Origin of the sequence: Streptomyces sp. PA03-3a (assembly GCF_033792735.1) — a bacterium.
GTDB lineage: Bacteria > Actinomycetota > Actinomycetes > Streptomycetales > Streptomycetaceae > Actinacidiphila.
Genome location: NZ_JARAVM010000036.1, coordinates 66886 through 84493 on the forward strand (window position 1 = coordinate 66886; position 17608 = coordinate 84493).

Annotated in this window: 20 protein-coding genes and 1 pseudogene; 14 read left to right on the top strand and 7 right to left on the bottom strand. The window is 73.8% G+C overall.

Going from position 1 to position 17608, the window contains the following annotated elements; all coding sequences use genetic code 11:
- The first annotated feature begins 53 nt into the window (after positions 1–53).
- From PV342_RS33045 to PV342_RS33060, 4 genes are read left to right on the top strand one after another with little or no spacing between them, the layout of a single operon-like run.
- Positions 54–959: an ABC transporter ATP-binding protein gene (locus tag PV342_RS33045; protein WP_500319904.1), complete on the top strand. Its 906-nt coding sequence runs from the start codon at positions 54–56 to the stop codon at positions 957–959.
- Positions 956–1669 (top strand): ABC transporter permease, encoded by a 714-nt coding sequence (locus PV342_RS33050; protein ID WP_018561456.1) that lies wholly within the window; start codon positions 956–958, stop codon positions 1667–1669. The genes PV342_RS33045 and PV342_RS33050 overlap by 4 nt, the downstream gene beginning before the upstream one ends.
- 13 nt (positions 1670–1682) lie before the next feature.
- On the top strand, positions 1683–2930 hold the full coding sequence (locus tag PV342_RS33055) for a sensor histidine kinase (RefSeq protein ID WP_500319906.1): 1248 nt from the start codon (positions 1683–1685) through the stop codon (positions 2928–2930).
- Entirely contained in the window at positions 2860–3468 is a 609-nt protein-coding gene (locus tag PV342_RS33060; protein ID WP_400798667.1) for a response regulator transcription factor, read from the top strand. The genes PV342_RS33055 and PV342_RS33060 overlap by 71 nt, the downstream gene beginning before the upstream one ends.
- Before the next feature lie 586 nt (positions 3469–4054).
- Here the strand turns inward: PV342_RS33060 and PV342_RS33065 are convergent.
- A complete protein-coding gene (locus PV342_RS33065; protein ID WP_400798664.1) occupies positions 4055–4879 on the bottom strand; it encodes a transglutaminase family protein in 825 nt (274 codons plus the stop codon).
- 10 nt (positions 4880–4889) lie between these two features.
- The gene (locus PV342_RS33070) at positions 4890–5912 is read right to left on the bottom strand and encodes a GNAT family N-acetyltransferase (protein WP_400799247.1); all 1023 of its coding nucleotides are present in this window, start codon (positions 5910–5912) and stop codon (positions 4890–4892) included.
- A 113-nt stretch (positions 5913–6025) separates the two neighbouring features.
- Between PV342_RS33070 and fdxA the strand changes: the two genes are divergently transcribed.
- Both fdxA and dapC read left to right on the top strand, forming a co-directional pair.
- Positions 6026–6346: a ferredoxin gene (gene fdxA, locus PV342_RS33075; RefSeq protein WP_018561461.1), complete on the top strand. Its 321-nt coding sequence runs from the start codon at positions 6026–6028 to the stop codon at positions 6344–6346.
- Positions 6347–6441: 95 nt separating this feature from the next.
- Positions 6442–7554 (top strand): succinyldiaminopimelate transaminase, encoded by a 1113-nt coding sequence (gene dapC / locus PV342_RS33080; protein WP_500319909.1) that lies wholly within the window; start codon positions 6442–6444, stop codon positions 7552–7554.
- Positions 7555–7641: 87 nt separating this feature from the next.
- On the opposite strand, the gene PV342_RS33085 is transcribed toward dapC, so the two are convergent.
- Both PV342_RS33085 and PV342_RS33090 read right to left on the bottom strand, forming a co-directional pair.
- The gene (locus PV342_RS33085) at positions 7642–8052 is read right to left on the bottom strand and encodes a hypothetical protein (protein WP_018561463.1); all 411 of its coding nucleotides are present in this window, start codon (positions 8050–8052) and stop codon (positions 7642–7644) included.
- Between the two features lie 285 nt (positions 8053–8337).
- Positions 8338–9357, bottom strand: coding sequence for a VldE C-terminal domain-containing protein (locus PV342_RS33090; RefSeq protein ID WP_500319911.1), 1020 nt, complete (start codon positions 9355–9357; stop codon positions 8338–8340).
- 66 nt (positions 9358–9423) lie between these two features.
- Here PV342_RS33090 and dapE point away from each other — a divergent pair, with 66 nt between their 5' ends.
- Positions 9424–10491, top strand: coding sequence for a succinyl-diaminopimelate desuccinylase (gene dapE / locus PV342_RS33095; protein ID WP_500319913.1), 1068 nt, complete (start codon positions 9424–9426; stop codon positions 10489–10491).
- 81 nt (positions 10492–10572) lie between these two features.
- Positions 10573–11367, top strand: coding sequence for an LOG family protein (locus tag PV342_RS33100; RefSeq protein ID WP_400798653.1), 795 nt, complete (start codon positions 10573–10575; stop codon positions 11365–11367).
- A 10-nt stretch (positions 11368–11377) separates the two neighbouring features.
- Here the strand turns inward: PV342_RS33100 and folP are convergent, their stop codons facing one another.
- The gene (folP, locus tag PV342_RS33105) at positions 11378–12238 is read right to left on the bottom strand and encodes a dihydropteroate synthase (RefSeq protein WP_386994115.1); all 861 of its coding nucleotides are present in this window, start codon (positions 12236–12238) and stop codon (positions 11378–11380) included.
- A gap of 119 nt (positions 12239–12357) precedes the next feature.
- Between folP and PV342_RS33110 the strand changes: the two genes are divergently transcribed.
- A complete protein-coding gene (locus PV342_RS33110; protein WP_018561468.1) occupies positions 12358–12738 on the top strand; it encodes a hypothetical protein in 381 nt (126 codons plus the stop codon).
- A complete protein-coding gene (locus PV342_RS33115) occupies positions 12735–13325 on the top strand; it encodes a DNA-3-methyladenine glycosylase I (RefSeq protein ID WP_500319915.1) in 591 nt (196 codons plus the stop codon). Before PV342_RS33110 ends, PV342_RS33115 begins: the two co-directional genes overlap by 4 nt.
- Positions 13326–13364: 39 nt before the next feature.
- Here PV342_RS33115 and chcB read toward each other — a convergent pair whose 3' ends face one another.
- A complete protein-coding gene (gene chcB / locus PV342_RS33120; RefSeq protein WP_391577668.1) occupies positions 13365–14156 on the bottom strand; it encodes a 2-cyclohexenylcarbonyl CoA isomerase in 792 nt (263 codons plus the stop codon).
- Between the two features lie 262 nt (positions 14157–14418).
- On the opposite strand from chcB, the gene PV342_RS33125 reads away from it, so the two are divergent.
- Positions 14419–14586 (top strand): DUF3117 domain-containing protein, encoded by a 168-nt coding sequence (locus PV342_RS33125; protein ID WP_018561471.1) that lies wholly within the window; start codon positions 14419–14421, stop codon positions 14584–14586.
- A 106-nt stretch (positions 14587–14692) separates the two neighbouring features.
- Here PV342_RS33125 and PV342_RS33130 read toward each other — a convergent pair whose 3' ends face one another.
- Positions 14693–15358, bottom strand: a complete 666-nt coding sequence (locus PV342_RS33130; protein ID WP_026251436.1) for an O-methyltransferase — start codon at positions 15356–15358, stop codon at positions 14693–14695.
- 136 nt (positions 15359–15494) lie between these two features.
- Between PV342_RS33130 and sigE the strand changes: the two genes are divergently transcribed.
- The 3 genes and pseudogenes from sigE to PV342_RS33145 all read left to right on the top strand — a co-directional run.
- The gene (gene sigE, locus PV342_RS33135) at positions 15495–16271 is read left to right on the top strand and encodes an RNA polymerase sigma factor SigE (RefSeq protein ID WP_026251437.1); all 777 of its coding nucleotides are present in this window, start codon (positions 15495–15497) and stop codon (positions 16269–16271) included.
- Positions 16268–17233: a zf-HC2 domain-containing protein gene (locus tag PV342_RS33140; RefSeq protein ID WP_500319917.1), complete on the top strand. Its 966-nt coding sequence runs from the start codon at positions 16268–16270 to the stop codon at positions 17231–17233. The genes sigE and PV342_RS33140 overlap by 4 nt, the downstream gene beginning before the upstream one ends.
- 69 nt (positions 17234–17302) lie before the next feature.
- Positions 17303–17608, top strand: a pseudogene (locus tag PV342_RS33145) (protease); the annotation flags it as partial.

The following is a 17608-nucleotide window of genomic DNA, read 5'->3' on the forward strand; positions in this document are numbered from 1 at the left end:
GACAGGACGCCGGGCACTGCCGCCCGGATACCGCCGTCGGCGAGGCTTTCGTCATGACCGCAACAGTGTTCACGCACGTGAGCAAGAGCTTCGGTCAGGTCCGGGCCGTCGACGACCTGAGCCTGACCCTCCACCCCGGTGAGACCGTCGCCCTGCTGGGCCCGAACGGCGCCGGCAAGTCGACCACCCTCGACCTGCTCCTGGGGCTGCGCGTCCCCGACTCCGGCACCGTCGAGGTCTTCGGCACCACCCCGCGCCGGGCGATCGCCGAGGGCCGGGTCGGCGCCGTGCTGCAGAGCGGCGGCCTCATGGAGGAGGTCACCGTGCGCGAGCTCGTACGGCTCGCCTGCGACCTGCACCCGCGCGCCCACCCCGTCGCCGAGGTGATGGCGGCCGCCGGACTGGAGTCCATCGCCGACCGCAAGGTCGACAAGCTCTCCGGCGGCCAGGAGCAGCGCGTGCGCTTCGCCCTGGCCACGGCCGGCGCGAGCGACCTGCTGATCCTCGACGAGCCCACCACCGGCATGGACGTCTCCGCCCGGCAGGCCTTCTGGGAGGCCATGCGCGGCCAGGTGAAGCAGGGCCGCACGGTGCTCTTCGCGACCCACTACCTGGAGGAGGCGGACGCCGTCGCCGACCGGGTGCTCGTCCTGCAGGGCGGCCGGCTGGTGGCCGACGGCACCGCCGCCGAGATCAAGGCGCGGGCCGGGGTCCGGCGTATCGTCTTCGACCTGGACACCCCGCCGCAGGAGTCCTCCCTGCGGGCGCTGCCGCGGGTCACGGACGTGGAGATCACCGGCCGCACGGTGCGCATCCGCTCCACGGACGCCGACGCGACGGTGCACGCCGTCTACGCCGCCGGGCTCTACCCCCGGCATTTGGAGGTCGCCGGGCTCGGCCTGGAGCAGGCCTTCCTGGCCATCACGGAGTCGTCCGAGAAGGAGGTGGCGGCGCGATGAGGACGCTGGCCCGGCTGGAGATCCTGCGCGTCCTGCGCAACCGCAAGTTCATGTTCTTCTCGGTGCTGTACCCGGTGCTGCTCTTCATGATCCTGACGGCCGGCCAGAAGGCCGCGATGGTGCCGTACTACATGGTCGCGATGTGCGCCTTCGGCGCCATGACCGCCGTGCTCATGGGCAACTCCGAGCGGATCGCGCGGGAGCGCGACAAGGGCTGGGTGCGCCAGTTGCGGCTCACCGCCCTTCCCGGGCGGGGCTACGTCCTGGCCAAGGTCGCCGCGGCCGCCACCGTCAGCCTGCCCTCGATCGTGCTCGTGCTGCTCGCCGGCGGCGCCGTGAAGGGCGTGCGGATGGCCGCCTGGCAGTGGGCCGGGGTGCTCCTGACCAGCTGGGCGGGGAGCTTCGTCTTCGCGGCGCTGGGCGTGGCCATCGGCTACGTCGCCTCGGCGGAGACCGCCCGCCCCGTCGCGATGATCGCCTACTTCGGGCTCGCCCTGCTCGGCGGTCTGTGGGTGCCCTTCGACTCCTTCCCCGGCTGGCTGCGCGACATCGCGGAGCTGCTCCCGTCCCGGCCGTACGCGGCGCTCGGCCAGGCCGTCGAGTCCGGCCGCGCCCCGCACGCCGGGGACGTCGCGGTGCTGGTCGTGTACGGGCTGGTGTTCGCTGGGACAGCCGCTTGGATGTACCGCAAGGACACCGCGAAGGCCTGAGAGGAGAAGGACCGTGCCCGCCGGAACGACGCAGCAGCGGGAGTCCGCCGAGCCCCGGGACGCCCCGGCGATCGGCAGGGCCCCGGAGAACCGCCGTCAGGCAGTCGTCAAGCTGGTCTGGGTGGCCATGTGGATGCTCTACCTCGGCGCCCCGGTCAGCGACCTCGCCGAGGGCGGGCACGGCCTGACCGCGACCGTGCTGGGCTGGCTCGGGCTCACCGCCTTCGTCGCCGCCTACCTGGGCATCGTCTTCCTGCGGACGAACGCCGAACACCAGCCGCGCTGGGTGTACGGGCAGCTCCTGCTGCTCGGCGCGCTGGCCCTGCTGATGACGTTCACCCTGGGCGAGGCCTTCCTCGTGCTGTTCGTCTACCTCGCCGTCGGCTGCGGGGCGGTGCTGCCCGGCCGCCAAGCCCGCTGGGCGATCCCGCTGGTCACCGCGGTGCTCGCGGCCGTCGCCGGGCTCACCGGGGCGGCCCGGGACCTGGTGCTCTCGCTGCTCGTGCCGTGCCTGCTCGGCGGCTACGCCATGATGGGCGTGCGCCAGCTGGTGCGGACCACCCGCGAGCTGCGCGAGGCCCGGGCGGCCGTCGCCCAGCTCGCGGCCACGGAGGAGCGGCTGCGGCTCGCCCGCGACCTGCACGACCTGCTCGGCCACTCGCTGTCGCTGATCACCCTCAAGAGCGAACTGGCCGGACGCATGCTCCCCGGCCGCCCCGAGGACGCCGCCGCGCAGGTCGCCGACATCGAGCGGGTCAGCAGGCAGGCCCTGGTGGACGTCCGCGAGGCCGTCAGCGGCTACCGTAGGCGCACCCTCGCCGCCGAGCTCGCCGGCGCCCGAGGCGTCCTGCAGGCCGCCGGCATCCGCGCCCGGCTGCCCGGGACGGTGACCGCCCCGCTCACGCCGGAGGCCGAGGCAGCGCTGGCCTGGGCCCTGCGCGAGGCCGTCACCAACGTCGTACGGCACAGCGGTGCCTCCCGGTGCGCGGTCACGGTCGACGAGGACGAGGGCACGGTACGGCTCACCGTCGCCGACGACGGCCGGGGCCCCGGAGCCGGCGGCACACGCCGCGGCAACGGCCTGACCGGCCTGGGGGAGCGCCTGCTGCTCGCCGGCGGCCGCCTGGAGACCGTCGCGGACGGCGGCTTCACCCTCCGCGCCGTCGTCCCGGCCGACTACGCTCACGGCCATGATCCGGGTGCTGCTGGCGGAGGACCAGTCGATGGTGCGCGAGGCCCTGGCCGCGCTGCTGGGACTTGAGGGGGACATCGAGGTGGTCGCCCAGGTCGCCCGCGGCGAGGACGTCGTCGGCGCGGCCCGCGACGCCGGGGCGCAGGTCGCGCTGCTCGACATCGAGATGCCCGGCGCGATGACCGGCCTCGACGCGGCGGCCGCCGTACGGGCGGCACTGCCGCAGGTGCGGGTGGTCATCGTCACCACGTTCGGCCGGCCCGGGTACCTGCGCCGGGCGATGGAGGCGGGCGCCGACGCGTTCCTGGTCAAGGACGCGCCCGCGGGGCAACTCGCGGAGGCGGTACGCAGGGTGCTGCGGGGGGAGAAGGTGATCGACCCGGTGCTCGCGGCGGCCGCGCTGTCGGAGGGGGCCGACCCCCTCACCCCGCGCGAGCGCGACGTCCTGCGCGCGGCGGCCGACGGTTCCCTCAACGCGGACATCGCCCGCCGCCTCCACCTCTCCGAGGGGACCGTCCGCAACTACCTCTCCACCGCGATCCAGAAGACCGCCGCCCGCAACCGCGCCGAGGCGGTGCGCATCGCCCTGGAACGCGGCTGGCTCTAGGCGGTCAGCGTCTCCCGCCGTCTCGCGCCCTGCGGGCGCAAAGACGCGGGCTGCGGCGGGGGAGAGTGCGGCGGCCCTCCTCGTCGCGGTGCGGCCCGCTTCAGGGCCGGGGTTCGGGTTCCGGGGCGGTTCGCGCTTCCGGTGGTGCCGGTCTCGTTGCCGTCCGCGGGTGCAGATGAGTGGTTGCCACGCCCACCGTTCGTGGGTGGCGCGACCGCCGTAACCAGCGTCTGCGGGTGCTTCCCCGACATCGGGCCCTGTTTCGCCGTCGATGTCAGCGAAGCAGAGCCCGATCTCCCGCCGACGGCTCAACAGCACCTCGAAGCACCCGCAGACGCAGGTCACGGCGGGCGCGCCACCACCCACCGAAGGCGTGGAAGCGGGCATCTGCACCCGCGGACGGCAACGAGACCCCGGCCCACCATCAAGCCCACCCGCTCCGGAGCTTGAACCCCGGCACGAACCGACCTGCTGACCGCCGACCGGCCCCGCCCGCACCCTCCCGTCCGCAGCCCGCCGCTTTGCGTCCGAAGGGCGTGAGACGAACCCGCACCCGTCAACCGCCACTCACCCGACCCGAACCCCGTCAGTTGAGGAGCGCGCGGGCGGCCCGCGCCTGCCGGCGCATGGCCGTCGCGGCGTCCGGTTCCGCCTCCGCGAGCACGTCCGCGTACGCCTCCATCTCCGCCGCGCCCCGCGCGAAGTCCCCCTTGCGTACCAGCAACTGCGCGTGCTCGAAGCGCAACCGCGCCGGATGGTGGGGCAGCAGCAGCGCCAGCTCCACCGCCCACAGCTGCGTGCCCAGGTGCTCGGGCCGCGCCGAGGCCCAGGCGCGAATGTTGTTGAGCACGCGCAGCACGATGTCGAGCGGATCCGCGGGCTCCATCATCGCCGGGGACGGCGCGGTCCCCGTCGCGCCCGCCACCAGCAGCCGCACGTCCTCCTCGCCGAGCCGCCGGCCGCCGTTGAAGGGGTCGGCCGGCACGAAGGCGCCCGCGGGGTCGCCGAAGCCCACGATGAAGTGCCCGGGGAGGGCGACCCCGTGGACCGGTCCGCCGGCCCGCCGGACGACCTCCATCCAGACCACCGACAGCAGGATCGGGAGCCCGCGCCGCCGCCGCAGCACCTCGTGCAGCAGCGAGGACTCCAGCCGCTGGTAGTCGGCGGGGGAGCCGCCGAAACCGCAGCGGCCGCCGAGCAGTTCCGCGGCGGCGTCGGCCCAGTCGGCGGGTGCGGTGAGACCGTACGGCAGGAGCCCGGCGAGGCGGTCGAGTTCCATCTGCGCCGCGTCCGTCCCGGCCTCGTCGAGGGACGGGTCGGCCACGGCCCCGATGAGCAGGCACAGCTCCGCGAGGTCGGGGCGCGGCTCGCGGGCGGCCTCGGTGAAGCGCTGCCTGATGGCGTCGTCCATACCGGGCTTCTCACCCTCCCGCGGGCAGCGGGCCGCGCCGGTAGTGGTAGGCGTGGTGGGTGGTGAAGCCCATCCGGTCGTAGAGGGCGCGTGCGCCCTCGTTGTCGGTCTCGACCTGCAGGTACGCGCCGGAGGCGCCCTCGTCCAGCGCCTTGCGGGCGAGCGCGGCCATCACGGCCCGGGCCAGCCCGCGCCGCCGCTGGTCCGGGGCCACCTCGACGGCACCGAAGGAGGCGAACCGGCCGTCGACGACGCAGCGACCGATCGCCGCCGGCCCGGCGGCGGGGTCGCCCTCCGCCGGCACCGTGGCGAACCACACGGAGGGACCACCGCCCAGCACCTTCAGCGCCGCGTCGCCCAGGTCACCCGTGCGGTGGTAGCGGGCGAGCCAGGCCGCGTCGGCCTCCCGGGACAGGTGCACGGCCTCGGCGCCCGGCAGGTCGGCGATCGGCGCCAGCGCGGCCGTGCGCAGCAGGGCGTGGCCCTCCGCCGTCCAGCCGAGGCCGCCCAGCGCCTCCGCCAGCGTCTCGTCGGAGTCCTCCGCGCCCGTGGTGACCTGCACATACGGCGGCAGTCCGCGGTCGCCGTACCAGCGGGCGATCCGTGCGACGGCCTCCGTCAGGGGTACGCCAGGATCGCCGAGCGGCAGCACGGAGTTGGCGCGCCGGGTGAAGCCGCCGGCCGCGCGGAGCGTCCACGCACCCAGCCGGGCGGTCTCCTGCGCGGGCCAGCAGCGGGAGGCCGATTCCTGCAGTTCCCGGGCCGTCGCGCGGGGCGCCCGGGCCCCGCGGCGCGCCGGTGCGTCGGGCACGATCTTGCCTGCCACCAGGGACGATTCCGCGATGCGGACGGTTTCCCCGTCCCTACGGGTGACGACAAGCACCCCTTCGTCCCACGATGTGAGAATCCCGACGGCGTCGGCGAACACCGGCCGTCCCTCGACGATCTCCGCGACTCTCCGTACCGAGACGCGTTTGCCCACGTCAGAAGGGGTTATGCGCACCTCGAGCCGGCCTCCGGCGGTGAAATCCATGCTCATGACCGCCCCTCCTGTTCGTCTGCTGCCCAAGAACGGAGATACTAGGGGCGGGCATCTACGACGCCGCGCTCCCGCGCGAGACAGCCCTATCGAGGAGGAACGACAGCGTGACCTACGTCATCGCGCAGCCTTGTGTCGACGTCAAGGACAAGGCGTGCATCGAGGAGTGCCCCGTCGACTGCATCTACGAGGGCCAGCGGTCCTTGTACATCCACCCGGACGAATGCGTCGACTGCGGAGCCTGTGAGCCGGTCTGCCCGGTGGAGGCCATCTTCTACGAGGACGACACCCCGGAGGAGTGGAAGGACTACTACAAGGCGAACGTCGAGTTCTTCGACGAGCTCGGCTCGCCCGGTGGTGCCTCCAAGCTCGGGCTGATCGAGCGCGACCACCCCTTCATCGCCGCCCTGCCGCCGCAGGGCGAGTGACCCGACAGTTGCCGGGCGGTCCCGTACGGCACATCGCCGTGCGGGACCGCCGTGTTTGAGGCAGTGGCAGGCCGCGTGCCTGCGAGGAACGGAAAGTGAGCACCACCGTGGCGCAGCCAGTCTCGTCCAGACTCCCCGTCTTCCCGTGGGACCGGCTCGAACCGTACAAGGCCACGGCGGCCGCCCATCCCGGCGGCATCGTCGACCTGTCGGTCGGCACCCCGGTCGACCCCGTCCCGCACATCGTGCAGCGGGCCCTGGCCGGTGCCGCGGACAGCCCCGGGTACCCGACCGTGTGGGGGACGCCCGAGCTGCGCGCCGCCATCACCGGCTGGGCCGGGCGCCGGCTGGGCGCCGCCGGGCTGACCGACGCGCACGTGCTGCCGGTGGTCGGCTCCAAGGAGTTGGTCGCCTGGCTGCCGACCCAACTGGGCCTCGGCGCGGGCGACAAGGTGGCGTACCCGCGGCTCGCCTACCCGACGTACGAGGTCGGGGCGCGGCTGGCGGGCGCCGAGGCGGTCGTCTACGACGAACCGACCGAGCCCGACCCGGCCGGACTGCGGCTCCTGTGGCTCAACAGCCCCTCCAACCCCACCGGTCGGGTGCTGTCCAAGGACGAGCTGACCCGTGCGGTCGCCTGGGCTCGCGAGCACGGCGTGCTGGTGTTCAGCGACGAGTGCTACCTGGAGCTGGGCTGGGACGCCGACCCGGTCTCGGTGCTGCACCCGGACGTCTGCGGCGGCTCCTACGAGGGCATCGTGGCCGTCCACTCCCTGTCCAAGCGCTCCAACCTGGCCGGCTACCGCTCGGCCTTCCTCCTGGGCGACCCGGCCGTGCTGGGCGAGCTGCTGCAGATCCGCAAGCACGGCGGCATGATGACGCCCGCCCCGGTGCAGGCCGCCACGGTCGCCGCGCTCGGGGACGACGCCCATGTGGCCCGGCAGCGCGAGCGCTACGCGCGGCGGCGGGCGGCGCTGCGGGAGGCCTTCGAGACCGCCGGCTTCCGCGTGGAGCACAGCGAGGCGAGCCTGTACCTGTGGGCCACGCGCGACGAGTCCTGCTGGGACACGGTGGCGGACCTGTCCAAGCACGGCATCCTCGTGGCGCCCGGCGACTTCTACGGTGCGGCGGGGGAGCGGTACGTACGGGTCGCCTTCACGGCCACTGACGAGCGGGTCGCGGCGGCGGTGCGCCGGCTGTCCTCCTGAGCCCGCGGCACCACGACGGCGCACACGACGGCGCAAAGGGCCCGGGGAGCACCGCTCCCCGGGCCCTTTCGGTGCGGCTGTGGGGGGTCAGCCGCCGATGGGGAGCCCCTGGAGGGGCAGTTGGCCGGTGGAGGGGAGGCCGCCCGGCAGCCCGCCCTTGGCGGTCTTCCCGAGCTCCTGGGCGGCGCCGCCGACTGTCGTGGCGGCCTGCGTCGCCGTGCCCTTGACGGTCGGCTGTGCGCTCTTGGCCAGGCCGCCGACCGTCTCTGTCGTCGCGGGCAGCGCCTCCTGCACGGTCTTCACGGCACCGGACTTCTTGGCCACACCGTTCACGGTGCCGGTGAGCTCGGGGGCCTTGTCCACGTTGGTCAGCCCACCCAGGTCGCCGACCTGCGGCAGCGCGGCGGCGGACGCGGCACCGGCACCGATGAGGGGAGCCGCGGCCGCGCCGACCAGCAGAGCGGCCCGGGCGATCCGACGCGCGAGGGGGAGAGACATGGTGCTCCTTTGACGGAGAGACGACGGTTTCGACGTGACATGTCCGCGGGGCGGACGTCGTGACTACCGCGTGAAGGGGGCCGAAGGTTGCGGCCGCCAAGAGTAAAGAGTTGGTAATGCGATGGGATTCCCGGGGCGGTAAAGCGGATCAATTCGGGCGGAGCGGTAAGTGTCGCGGAAACGTCACAGCCCTTGATCAGAAGCTTTTTTCGCACCCCCGAACGAGGGGATTCACATCTGATGGTTTTGGCGTATCAATCACCCGCCTGGGGGTGAATGCCCGTACTATTGCGCGACGGTGATCCTGACGTCGCCCTCGGTCGTGTGCGCGGCACCGGAATGCGACTCGGTCCAGCCCCGGTCGGAGGTCTCCGCCGACCACTGGCGGTTCCCGAAGGACACCTTCTCCACCTTCAGTTCATGAGCGTGCGCCACCGCCCACTGGGCCAGCTCCCAGCCCCGCCGGCTCTCGTCGCCGTGCGCCTGGTTCCCCGACGGGGCCGACGGAACGGACACCGTGCGCCGGGCCGGACCCCCGCCCCGCGCACCGTTCTTGGCGTCCTGCGCGGCCTCGTCCCGCGCGGCATCGTCCTCCGGGTCCGCGGGCGTCTCGGTGGTCCGCGGCGCCACATCGGCCCCGAACTCCCGCACCAGCCGCTGCCGCACCTTCGCCGGGTCGCCCCCGGAGACCGTCCTCCCCGCGGCGACCGGGGTGACACAGGTCAGCGCCCCGGCGTGGCGGCCGGTGAGCGCCCCGGCCAGCAGCGCGGCGTCCGCCTCGTGCTTGGCGTACGCCTGCGGGAAGCCGCTCTTCTGCACTTTCTGGGCGGCCACCGTGAGGGGGAGCCGGGAATAGCCGTGGATCTTCACCAGGCCGTCGAAGAATTCGTTGGAGGCGTAGACCGGGTCCATGATCTGCGCCGCCGTGCCCCAGCCCTGCGAAGGGCGCTGCTGGAACAGGCCGACCGAGTCGCGGTCGCCGTGGTCGAGATTGCGCAGCGCCGACTCCTGCATGGAGGTGGCCAGCGCTATCGTCACCGCCCGCTCCGGCAGCCCGCGCGAGGTCGCCACCGCGGCGATCGTCGAGGCGTTCGCCGCCTGCTGGGGCTCCAGGGTGAGGCTGCCCGCCTGCGTGGTGACCGTGCACGCCGGATGGCGCGGACCGCCCCCGACACCGGCCAGGTGGTAGGCGGCGTAGCCCGCGACCCCCAGCAGGACCAGGCCCGCGGTGACCAGACGGGCAGCGCGCCCCCGCCTGCGGGGGGCGCGTGCGGCGGGTGTCGAGGTCGACGGTGGCTTCGGCACGCGCACACCGTACCGAAGCCCGCTGTGCCGGGGCCCCGACCCGCCCCCCCCGGTAGGGTCGGCGGCATGGAACGGCCCGTGCTCGATCTCAGCCAGGACGCCGCCGCCGTGACGGCGCAGCTCGTCGACATCCCCTCCGTCAGCCTCGCCGAGAAACCGCTGGCGGACGCCGTGGAGAGTGCCCTGCGCGCCCTGCCGCACCTGACGGTGGACCGGGACGGGGACGCCGTCGTCGCCCGCACGCGGCTCGGCCGGGCCGAGCGGGTCGTGCTCGCCGGGCACCTGGACACCGTGCCGATCGCCGAGAACGTGCCGTCCCGCCTCGACGAGGACGGCGTCCTGTGGGGCTGCGGCACCTCCGACATGAAGTCCGGGGTCGCCGTCCAGCTGCGGCTCGCCGCCACCCTCACCGCACCCAACCGCGACCTGACCTTCGTCTTCTACGACGCCGAGGAGATCGCGGCGGAGCACAACGGCCTCAAGCGGCTCGCCGAGAACCACCCGGAATGGCTCGCCGGCGACTTCGCCGTCCTCCTCGAGCCCACCGACGCCAAGGTCGAGGGCGGCTGCCAGGGCACCCTGCGGGTGCGCGTGGAGACCACCGGCCGCCGCGCCCACTCCGCGCGCAGCTGGCTGGGCGAGAACGCCATCCACAAGGCCGCGCCCGTGCTGGCCCGGCTCGCCGCCTACGCGCCGCGGCAGGCGGCCGTCGACGGCCTCGTCTACCGCGAGGGGCTCAACGCGGTCATGATCGAGGGCGGTCACGCCGGCAACGTGATCCCCGACTCCTGTGCGGTGATCGTCAACTTCCGCTTCGCCCCCGACCGTTCCGAGGCCGAGGCCTTCGACCACGTCCGTGAGGTCTTCGAGGGCTACGAGGTGCGGCTCACCGACAGCGCCCCCGGTGCCCTGCCGGGCCTGTCCCACCCGGCGGCGGCCGCCTTCGTCGCGGCCATCGGCACCGAGCCCGCGCCCAAGGAGGCCTGGACCGACGTGGCCCGCTTCTCCGCGCTGGGCGTCCCCGCGGTCAACTACGGTCCCGGTGACCCCCGGCTCGCCCACACCCGCGAGGAGCACGTCGCCGTCGCCGCCGTCCTGGAGGCCGAGGAGAAGCTGCGTGCCTGGCTCTCGTAACGGGCAATTCAGCGGCGCGTTCTTGATCCGCCCGCCGGACGCGGTCGTACCCTGACCGGACGGCAGCGAAAGGAGCGCGACATGGACAGTGACGCGGAGGAGGCGTCGGCCGCCGAGACAGCCGCGGCGGAGGGCAGCCCCACGGGGCGCGGCTGGCCCGAGCGCCACACCGGTCCCGTCCTGCGGCGCCGGGGCCAGGTGCAGAAGTCCACGACCGACCAGCGGCTGCTGGACACCCGTGGACCCTCGGACTGGGTCCACGGCGACCCGTGGCGCGTGATGCGCATCCAGTCGGAGTTCGTCGAGGGCTTCGGCGCGCTCGCCGAACTCGGCAGCGCGGTCAGCGTCTTCGGTTCCGCCCGGATGGCCGAGGGCTCGGCCGATTACGAGAACGGCGTCCGCATCGGCCGTGCCCTGGCCGAGGCGGGCTTCGCCGTCATCACCGGCGGCGGCCCCGGCGCCATGGAGGCGGCCAACCGGGGCGCCTGCGAGGCAGGCGGGGTCTCGGTGGGCCTGGGCATCGAGCTCCCCTTCGAGCAGGGGCTCAACCCCTACGTCGACATCGGCGTGAACTTCCGCTACTTCTTCGTCCGCAAGACGATGTTCGTGAAGTACGCCTCCGGGTTCATCGTGCTGCCGGGCGGCTTCGGCACCCTCGACGAGCTCTTCGAGGCCCTCACGCTGGTCCAGACCCGCAAGGTCACGCGGTTCCCCATCGTCCTGTTCGGCTCCGCCTACTGGCGCGGTCTGGTCGACTGGGTCCGCGACACCGTCGTGGACGGCGGCAAGGCGTCCCCCGTCGACCTGGAACTCCTCCACCTCACGGACGACGTCGACGAGGCGGTCGCCCTGGTGACCAAGGGGATCGGCGACTGAACCGCGGGCCCTACGCCAGCCCCCGCCGGGCGACCGCCGGGGGCCGGTGTCCCGCGATCGAGGCCACCATGTCCAGCACCTGGCGCGTCTCGGCGACCTCGTGCACCCGATACACCCGGGCGCCGAGCCACGCCGAGACGGCGGTCGTCGCCAGGGTGCCGATCAGCCGCTCCTTGACGGGGCGGTCCAGGGTCTCGCCCACGAAGTCCTTGTTGGAGAGCGAGACCAGCACCGGCCAGCCGGTGGCCGTCATCTCCGGCAGCCGCCGCGTCGCCTCCAGCGAGTGCCGGGTGTTCTTCCCGAAGTCGTGTCCCGGGTCGATGAGGATGGCGTCGCGCCGCACCCCGAGCGCGGCCGCCCGCTCGGCGAGGCCCACCGTCACCTCCAGGATGTCGGCCATCACGTCCTCGTAGCCCACCCGGTGCGGCCGGGTCCGCGGCCGCGCGCCGCCCGCGTGGGTGCACACCAGGCCGGCGCCGTGCTTCGCGGCGACCTCGGCCAGCCGGGGGTCGACGCCGCCCCAGGCGTCGTTGAGCAGGTCCGCGCCCACCTCGCACACCGCCTCACCGACCTCGTGGCGCCAGGTGTCGACGCTGATCACCACGTCCGGGTGGCGCCGGCGCACCTCGGCGACGAAACCCGCGGTCCTGCGGATCTCCTCCTGCGTCGAGACCTCCTCGCCGGGGCCCGCCTTCACTCCGCCGACGTCGATGATCGCGGCGCCCTCGGCGACCGCGCGCTCGACGCGTTCGAGGGCCGGCGCGTCGGTGAACGTGGCGCCCTGGTCGTAGAACGAGTCCGGCGTCCGGTTCACGATCGCCATGATCACGGGTTCGTGCCCGCCGAATTCCCGTGTGCCCAGCCGCAGCATGTCGCGCCTCCCTCGAAATGTCGTACGCCGATCGAAGATAGTCGCCGACCGCACACCGCAGGCACGGCGCGACGTGGCACGATCGTGGCGTATACGTCGCGCCGACCCCGGGAGAGGTCTTGTTCTGGTTCATTCTCATCGCGCTGGTCGCGGTGGTCGCCGCGGTCGCCCTCGCGGTGCTCGGCGACGGCGGGGTGCTCCGCGACGTGGAGCCGGACCGGGTGGACGACCGGCTGCCGCCGGAGCGCCCGGTGGGCCGCGCGGACGTCGAGCGGCTGCGCCTGCCGGTGACCGTGCGCGGCTACCGCATGCTGGACGTCGACGACGTACTGGAGCGCCTCGGCGCGGAACTGGCCCAGCGCGACGCCCACATCGCCGACCTGGAGGCCGCGCTGGCCGGCGCCCACGCCACCCGGCTCGGCGGCCACTCGCTGGTCAAGGACGCCGAGCAGGCCCCGCTGCCCCCGGAGGACCCGCGTGGGCCCGGGAGCGGGCTGTGAGCGACGGCGGAGCGGTGACCGGGCCGGACGGCCTGGCGCGCTGCCCGTGGGGGCTGTCCACGGACGACTACGTCCTGTACCACGACACCGAGTGGGGCCGCCCGGTGCACGGCGAGGCGGCCCTCTACGAGCGGCTGAGCCTGGAGGCCTTCCAGTCGGGGCTGTCCTGGATCACGATCCTGCGGCGCCGCGAGGGCTTCCGGAAGGCCTTCGCGGACTTCTCCCCGGACGCGGTCGCCGCCTTCACCGACGCCGACCGGGAGCGGCTGCTCGCCGACCCCGGGATCATCCGCAACCGCGCGAAGATCGACGCCGCCGTCGCCAACGCGCACGCCACCCTGGCGCTGCGCGAGGGGTACGAGGGCGGCCTGGACGCCCTCATCTGGTCGTACGCCCCGGACCCCGCCGGACGCCCGGCACCCCGCACGGTCGCGGACGTGCCGGCCGTCACGGCGGAGTCCACCGCGCTGGCCAAGGACCTCAAGAGGCGCGGCTTCCGCTTCGTCGGCCCCACCACCGCCTACGCGCTGATGCAGGCCTGCGGCCTGGTGGACGACCACCTGGCCGACTGCTGCGCCCGTCGCTGAGCGGCCCGGCCGCGCCGGCCGCGCCTTCGAGGCCCCGGCTCAGCGGCCGAGGAAGCGGGGCTTCTCCTTCTTCAGGAAGGCCTCGACGGCGATCCGGTGGTCCTCGGAGGCGCCGGCGGCCGTCTGCAGCTCGTCCTCCTTGGCCAGGGTGTCGGCCAGCGAGTGGCCCTCGGCGTACGCGAGGGAGGCCTTGATCGCCGCGTAGGCGACCGTCGGACCTTCGGCGAGCCGGCGGGCGACCGAGGCGGCCTCCGCGGCCAGCTCGCCGGCCGGCACCAGACGGTTGGCGATTCCCAGCTCGTACGCCTCCTGCGCGCCGATCGTGCGCGGGAAGAGCAGCAGGTCGGCGGCGCGGCTGCGGCCGACCAGCCGGGGCAGCGTCCAGGAGGCCCCGGAGTCGGCGGTCAGAGCGACGCCGACGAAGGACGTGTTGAAGGCGGCCGTGTCGGCGACCACGCGGTAGTCGCAGGCGAAGGCGAAGCCCGCGCCGGCGCCCGCGGCGACCCCGTTGACCCCCGCCACGACCGGCTTGGGCATGGTGGCGATGGCGGTGACGATCGGGTTGTAGTGCTCGCGCACCGTGGACATGGCCGGCCCACCGCCCTCCTCCTGGAGGAACCCGACGTGCTCCTTGAGGTCCTGGCCGACGCAGAAGGCCTTGCCGTTCGCGGTCAGCAGCACGGCCCGCACCGCGGGGTCGGCGCCCGCCGCCTGGAGGGCGTCCCGCAGCGCGACCTTGGTGTCGACGTTCAGCGAGTTCATCACCTCGGGGCGGTTCAGGGTGATGGTGGCGAGCCCGTCGCTCACCTCGTACAGCACGGTGTCGGCCATGTAATCCCCTTCGTCGCGGCTCACGTTCGGGGTCAGCATGCCGGAGATCGCCGGGTGCGGACATGTGACCTCCGTCAAACGCGCCCGAGAGTGCGATCACCGAAATGGACGGTTTTGCGGGACAGGGTTCTCGAACGGATGGGAACCGATGTTGGTCATCGGGTCACCCGATGCGGGATAATGGCTGAGAACCAATGTGTTCGAGTCCGGTGGCGCCTGGGCCACCGTGTGCGAAGAGCTGGTTTCAGGAAGGGGAACGAGCATGGCGGCCATGAAGCCGCGGACGGGTGATGGCCCGCTCGAGGTGACCAAGGAGGGGCGGAGCATCATCATGCGCGTTCCGCTCGAGGGCGGCGGACGGCTTGTCGTCGAGCTGACTCCGGACGAGGCGGATGCACTCGGCGAGGCTTTGAAGAAGGCCATCGCCTGAACCGGCCAATCCAAGCCTTGGGCCCCTGGCGCCATGCGCCGGGGGCCCACTTGTTTGTCCGTTCCGGCGCCGCTCCGGAAACGGGTGCATTCCGGGCGGGGAATTCTCAGCCGCGCCGTACCGCGCAGAGCAGACCGTCGTCGGTCGGCAGCAGGACGGGGGCGAGGGCCGCGTTGTCCCGTACCGTCCGCATCAGCTCGCGCAGCCGGATGACCTCCGGCTCGGAGTGGGCGGCGTCCATGGAGCGGCCCTGCGCGAAGGCCCCCTCGAAGCAGACCAGCCCCCCGGGACGCAGCAGGCGCAACGATTCGCCCAGATAGTCCGGGTACTCCAGCCGGTCCCCGTCGCAGAACACCAGGTCGTAGCCGCCGTCGGCGAGCCGGGGGAGGACGTCCAGCGCCCGCCCGGGGATGAAGCGGGCGCGGTTCCCCGCGAATCCCGCCTCCCGGTAGGCGGTGCGGGCGAGCTGCTGGCGGTCCGGCTCGGTGTCGACGGTGGTCAGCACGCCGTCGGGACGCATGCCGTGCAGCAGGTGGATGCCGGAGACCCCGGCACCGGTGCCGATCTCCACGACCGCCTTGGCGTCCGTGGCGGCGGCCAGCAGCCGCAGTGCCGCGCCGGTGCCGGGGGAGACCGGGCGCACGCCTGCCTCACGGGCCCGCCCGCGGGCTCGTATCAGCGCGTCGTCCTCGGCGACGAAGGCGTCCGCGAACGCCCAGCTCGCCTGCCGGTTGCCGGTAATTGCCCTCTCCTGTCCGCCTGACGGTTGCAGCCCGCCCGGCGACTGTATCCGTTGCGGTCGGGAACCCGCAGATGGGACCGCGCGTTGGTACCTGCGACGGACCTGAACGACAGGAGCCGGGAGCGATGCGCCCGGCATTTATCCGGAGCTAACGGGCGAGGTGGCTATGGTAGGGGCTCTACTGGACACCACCAGAGCCGACAGGGGAGGTGCGGCTGCGGCGGGTCACCGGGGAGTGCTGTCGCGCTTCCGCAGGGCGGCCGGCGAGCCGAAATCCGTGACCGATACAGCTGACGACCGTCCGCGCACCGACGAGTCCGCGACTGTGGCCGCCAACGCGACCTTCGCCACCGACCGGGACAACCAGGCGTGGACTCCCCCTTCCTGGGAGGAGATCGTCAGTACGCACAGCGCCCGGGTCTACCGCCTCGCGTACCGCCTCACCGGTAACCAGCACGACGCCGAGGACCTCACGCAGGAGGTCTTCGTCCGGGTCTTCCGCTCGCTGTCGACGTACACCCCCGGCACCTTCGAGGGCTGGCTGCACCGCATCACCACCAACCTGTTCCTCGACATGGTCCGCCGGCGGCAGCGCATCCGCTTCGACGCCCTCGGCGACGACGCCGCCGAGCGGCTGCCGAGCCGCGAGCCGTCCCCGGCGCAGCACTTCGCCGACACCCACTTCGACGCGGACATCCAGCAGGCGCTGGACACCCTCGCCCCGGAGTTCCGCGCGGCCGTGGTCCTCTGCGACATCGAGGGGCTGTCCTACGAGGAGATCGCCGCGACGCTCGGGGTGAAGCTGGGCACCGTGCGCAGCCGTATCCACCGTGGTCGTTCGCATCTGCGCAAGGCGCTGGAGCACCGTGCGCCGGCCGCCCGTCCCGGCCGCGCGCCCGTCCTGGCCACCGGCCGGCCGGCCCTGGAGGGCGGGAGCACGTGAGCAACGGTGTCAGCCGGCACCTCACGTGTGCCGACCAGCACTTGGGTGACCATCTCGCCGCCTTCGTCGACGGTGAGCTGCACGACGACGCCCGCGACCGGGTGCTGGCCCACCTGGCGACCTGCGCCGACTGCAAGGCCGCGGCCGACGAGCAGCGGCGGATGAAGGACGTGGTGGCCGCCACCGCGCCGCCCGCGATCTCGGCGGGCCTGCTCGCCCGCCTCCAGGAGTTGCCCGGGGGTGACGGCGACGGCGGAAGGGGACCCTTCGGCGACGGCGGACTGATGGAGGCGGCCAGCCTCGGCGGTGAGCGCCTCGGCGGCGGCCTGTTCGGCAAGGCGCGCGAGGAGTTCTCGCTGCCCCTGTCGGCCTCCGCGTCCCGCGGCTTCCGGATCCACGAGAGCGGCAGCTCCGGCGCCGCGGTCGCGCCCGTCGGCCCCTCCCCGTCCGTCACCGCGGTCCGCGGCCGGCGCCGTTTCGCGTTCGCCGCGGCCGGCGCGGTGTCCATGGCGGCCATCGCGCTCGGCGGCGCCCTTCCGCTGGACGCCGCGGTCGACGGAGCCGGCGGCACCCCGCTCTCCCGCAGCGGCGCGGGTGCCCCCGCGACACCGTTCACCGGTGGGACGGCCCGTGCGGCGGCCGACGTGTGGAGCACCGCCACCAGCGACCTGATGCACCCCGGCTCGGGCGGCATGCACCCGTACGGCGTCGGCGCGCCCGACGGCCGCGGGCCCGGCGCCCTCACCCGGCCGCTGGGCCTGTCCGCCGACGAGCGGTCGATCGCCGCACCGGCCGCGTCCGCCGTCCCGGGCGTGACCCCGGCACCCGCTCAGGCCCCGCCGTCGACGGCGGCCTCGTCCGCCTCTCCCGCCGCGACGAGCGGCGCCGCGGCCTCCCCGGCCGCGCCCGTTCCGCTCGACTCGGTCGTCCCCCTGGTCGGCCACTTCCCCGTGACCCGCTGAGCGGTCGGCTGCGGGCGGCGCCGACTCCTGGTTCAATCCAGGGAGGACTGGTCGTCGTAGGGGAGCACCGTGGACGAGGGGAAGGCCGAAGGGCCGAAGTGGTGGAGCCGGCCGGAGACGGTCGCGCCGGTACCCTCTGAGCCGCAGGACCGGCCCGCCCCGGACGCGCCCGAGGCACCCGCCGGGCCCGCCGCCGGAGCGGCCCCCCGGCACGCCCCGGACCCGTACGACACCCCGCCGTACGGCGAGCCCGGCCCCTGGGCGCCCGCGCCGCCCGTCCAGCACCCGGCGGCGACCATACCGCCGTCCACCCATGCCGACGCCGCACCTCCCCTCGGGCCCGCAGCCGAAGCGGGCCCCGGCCTCGGTCCCCTC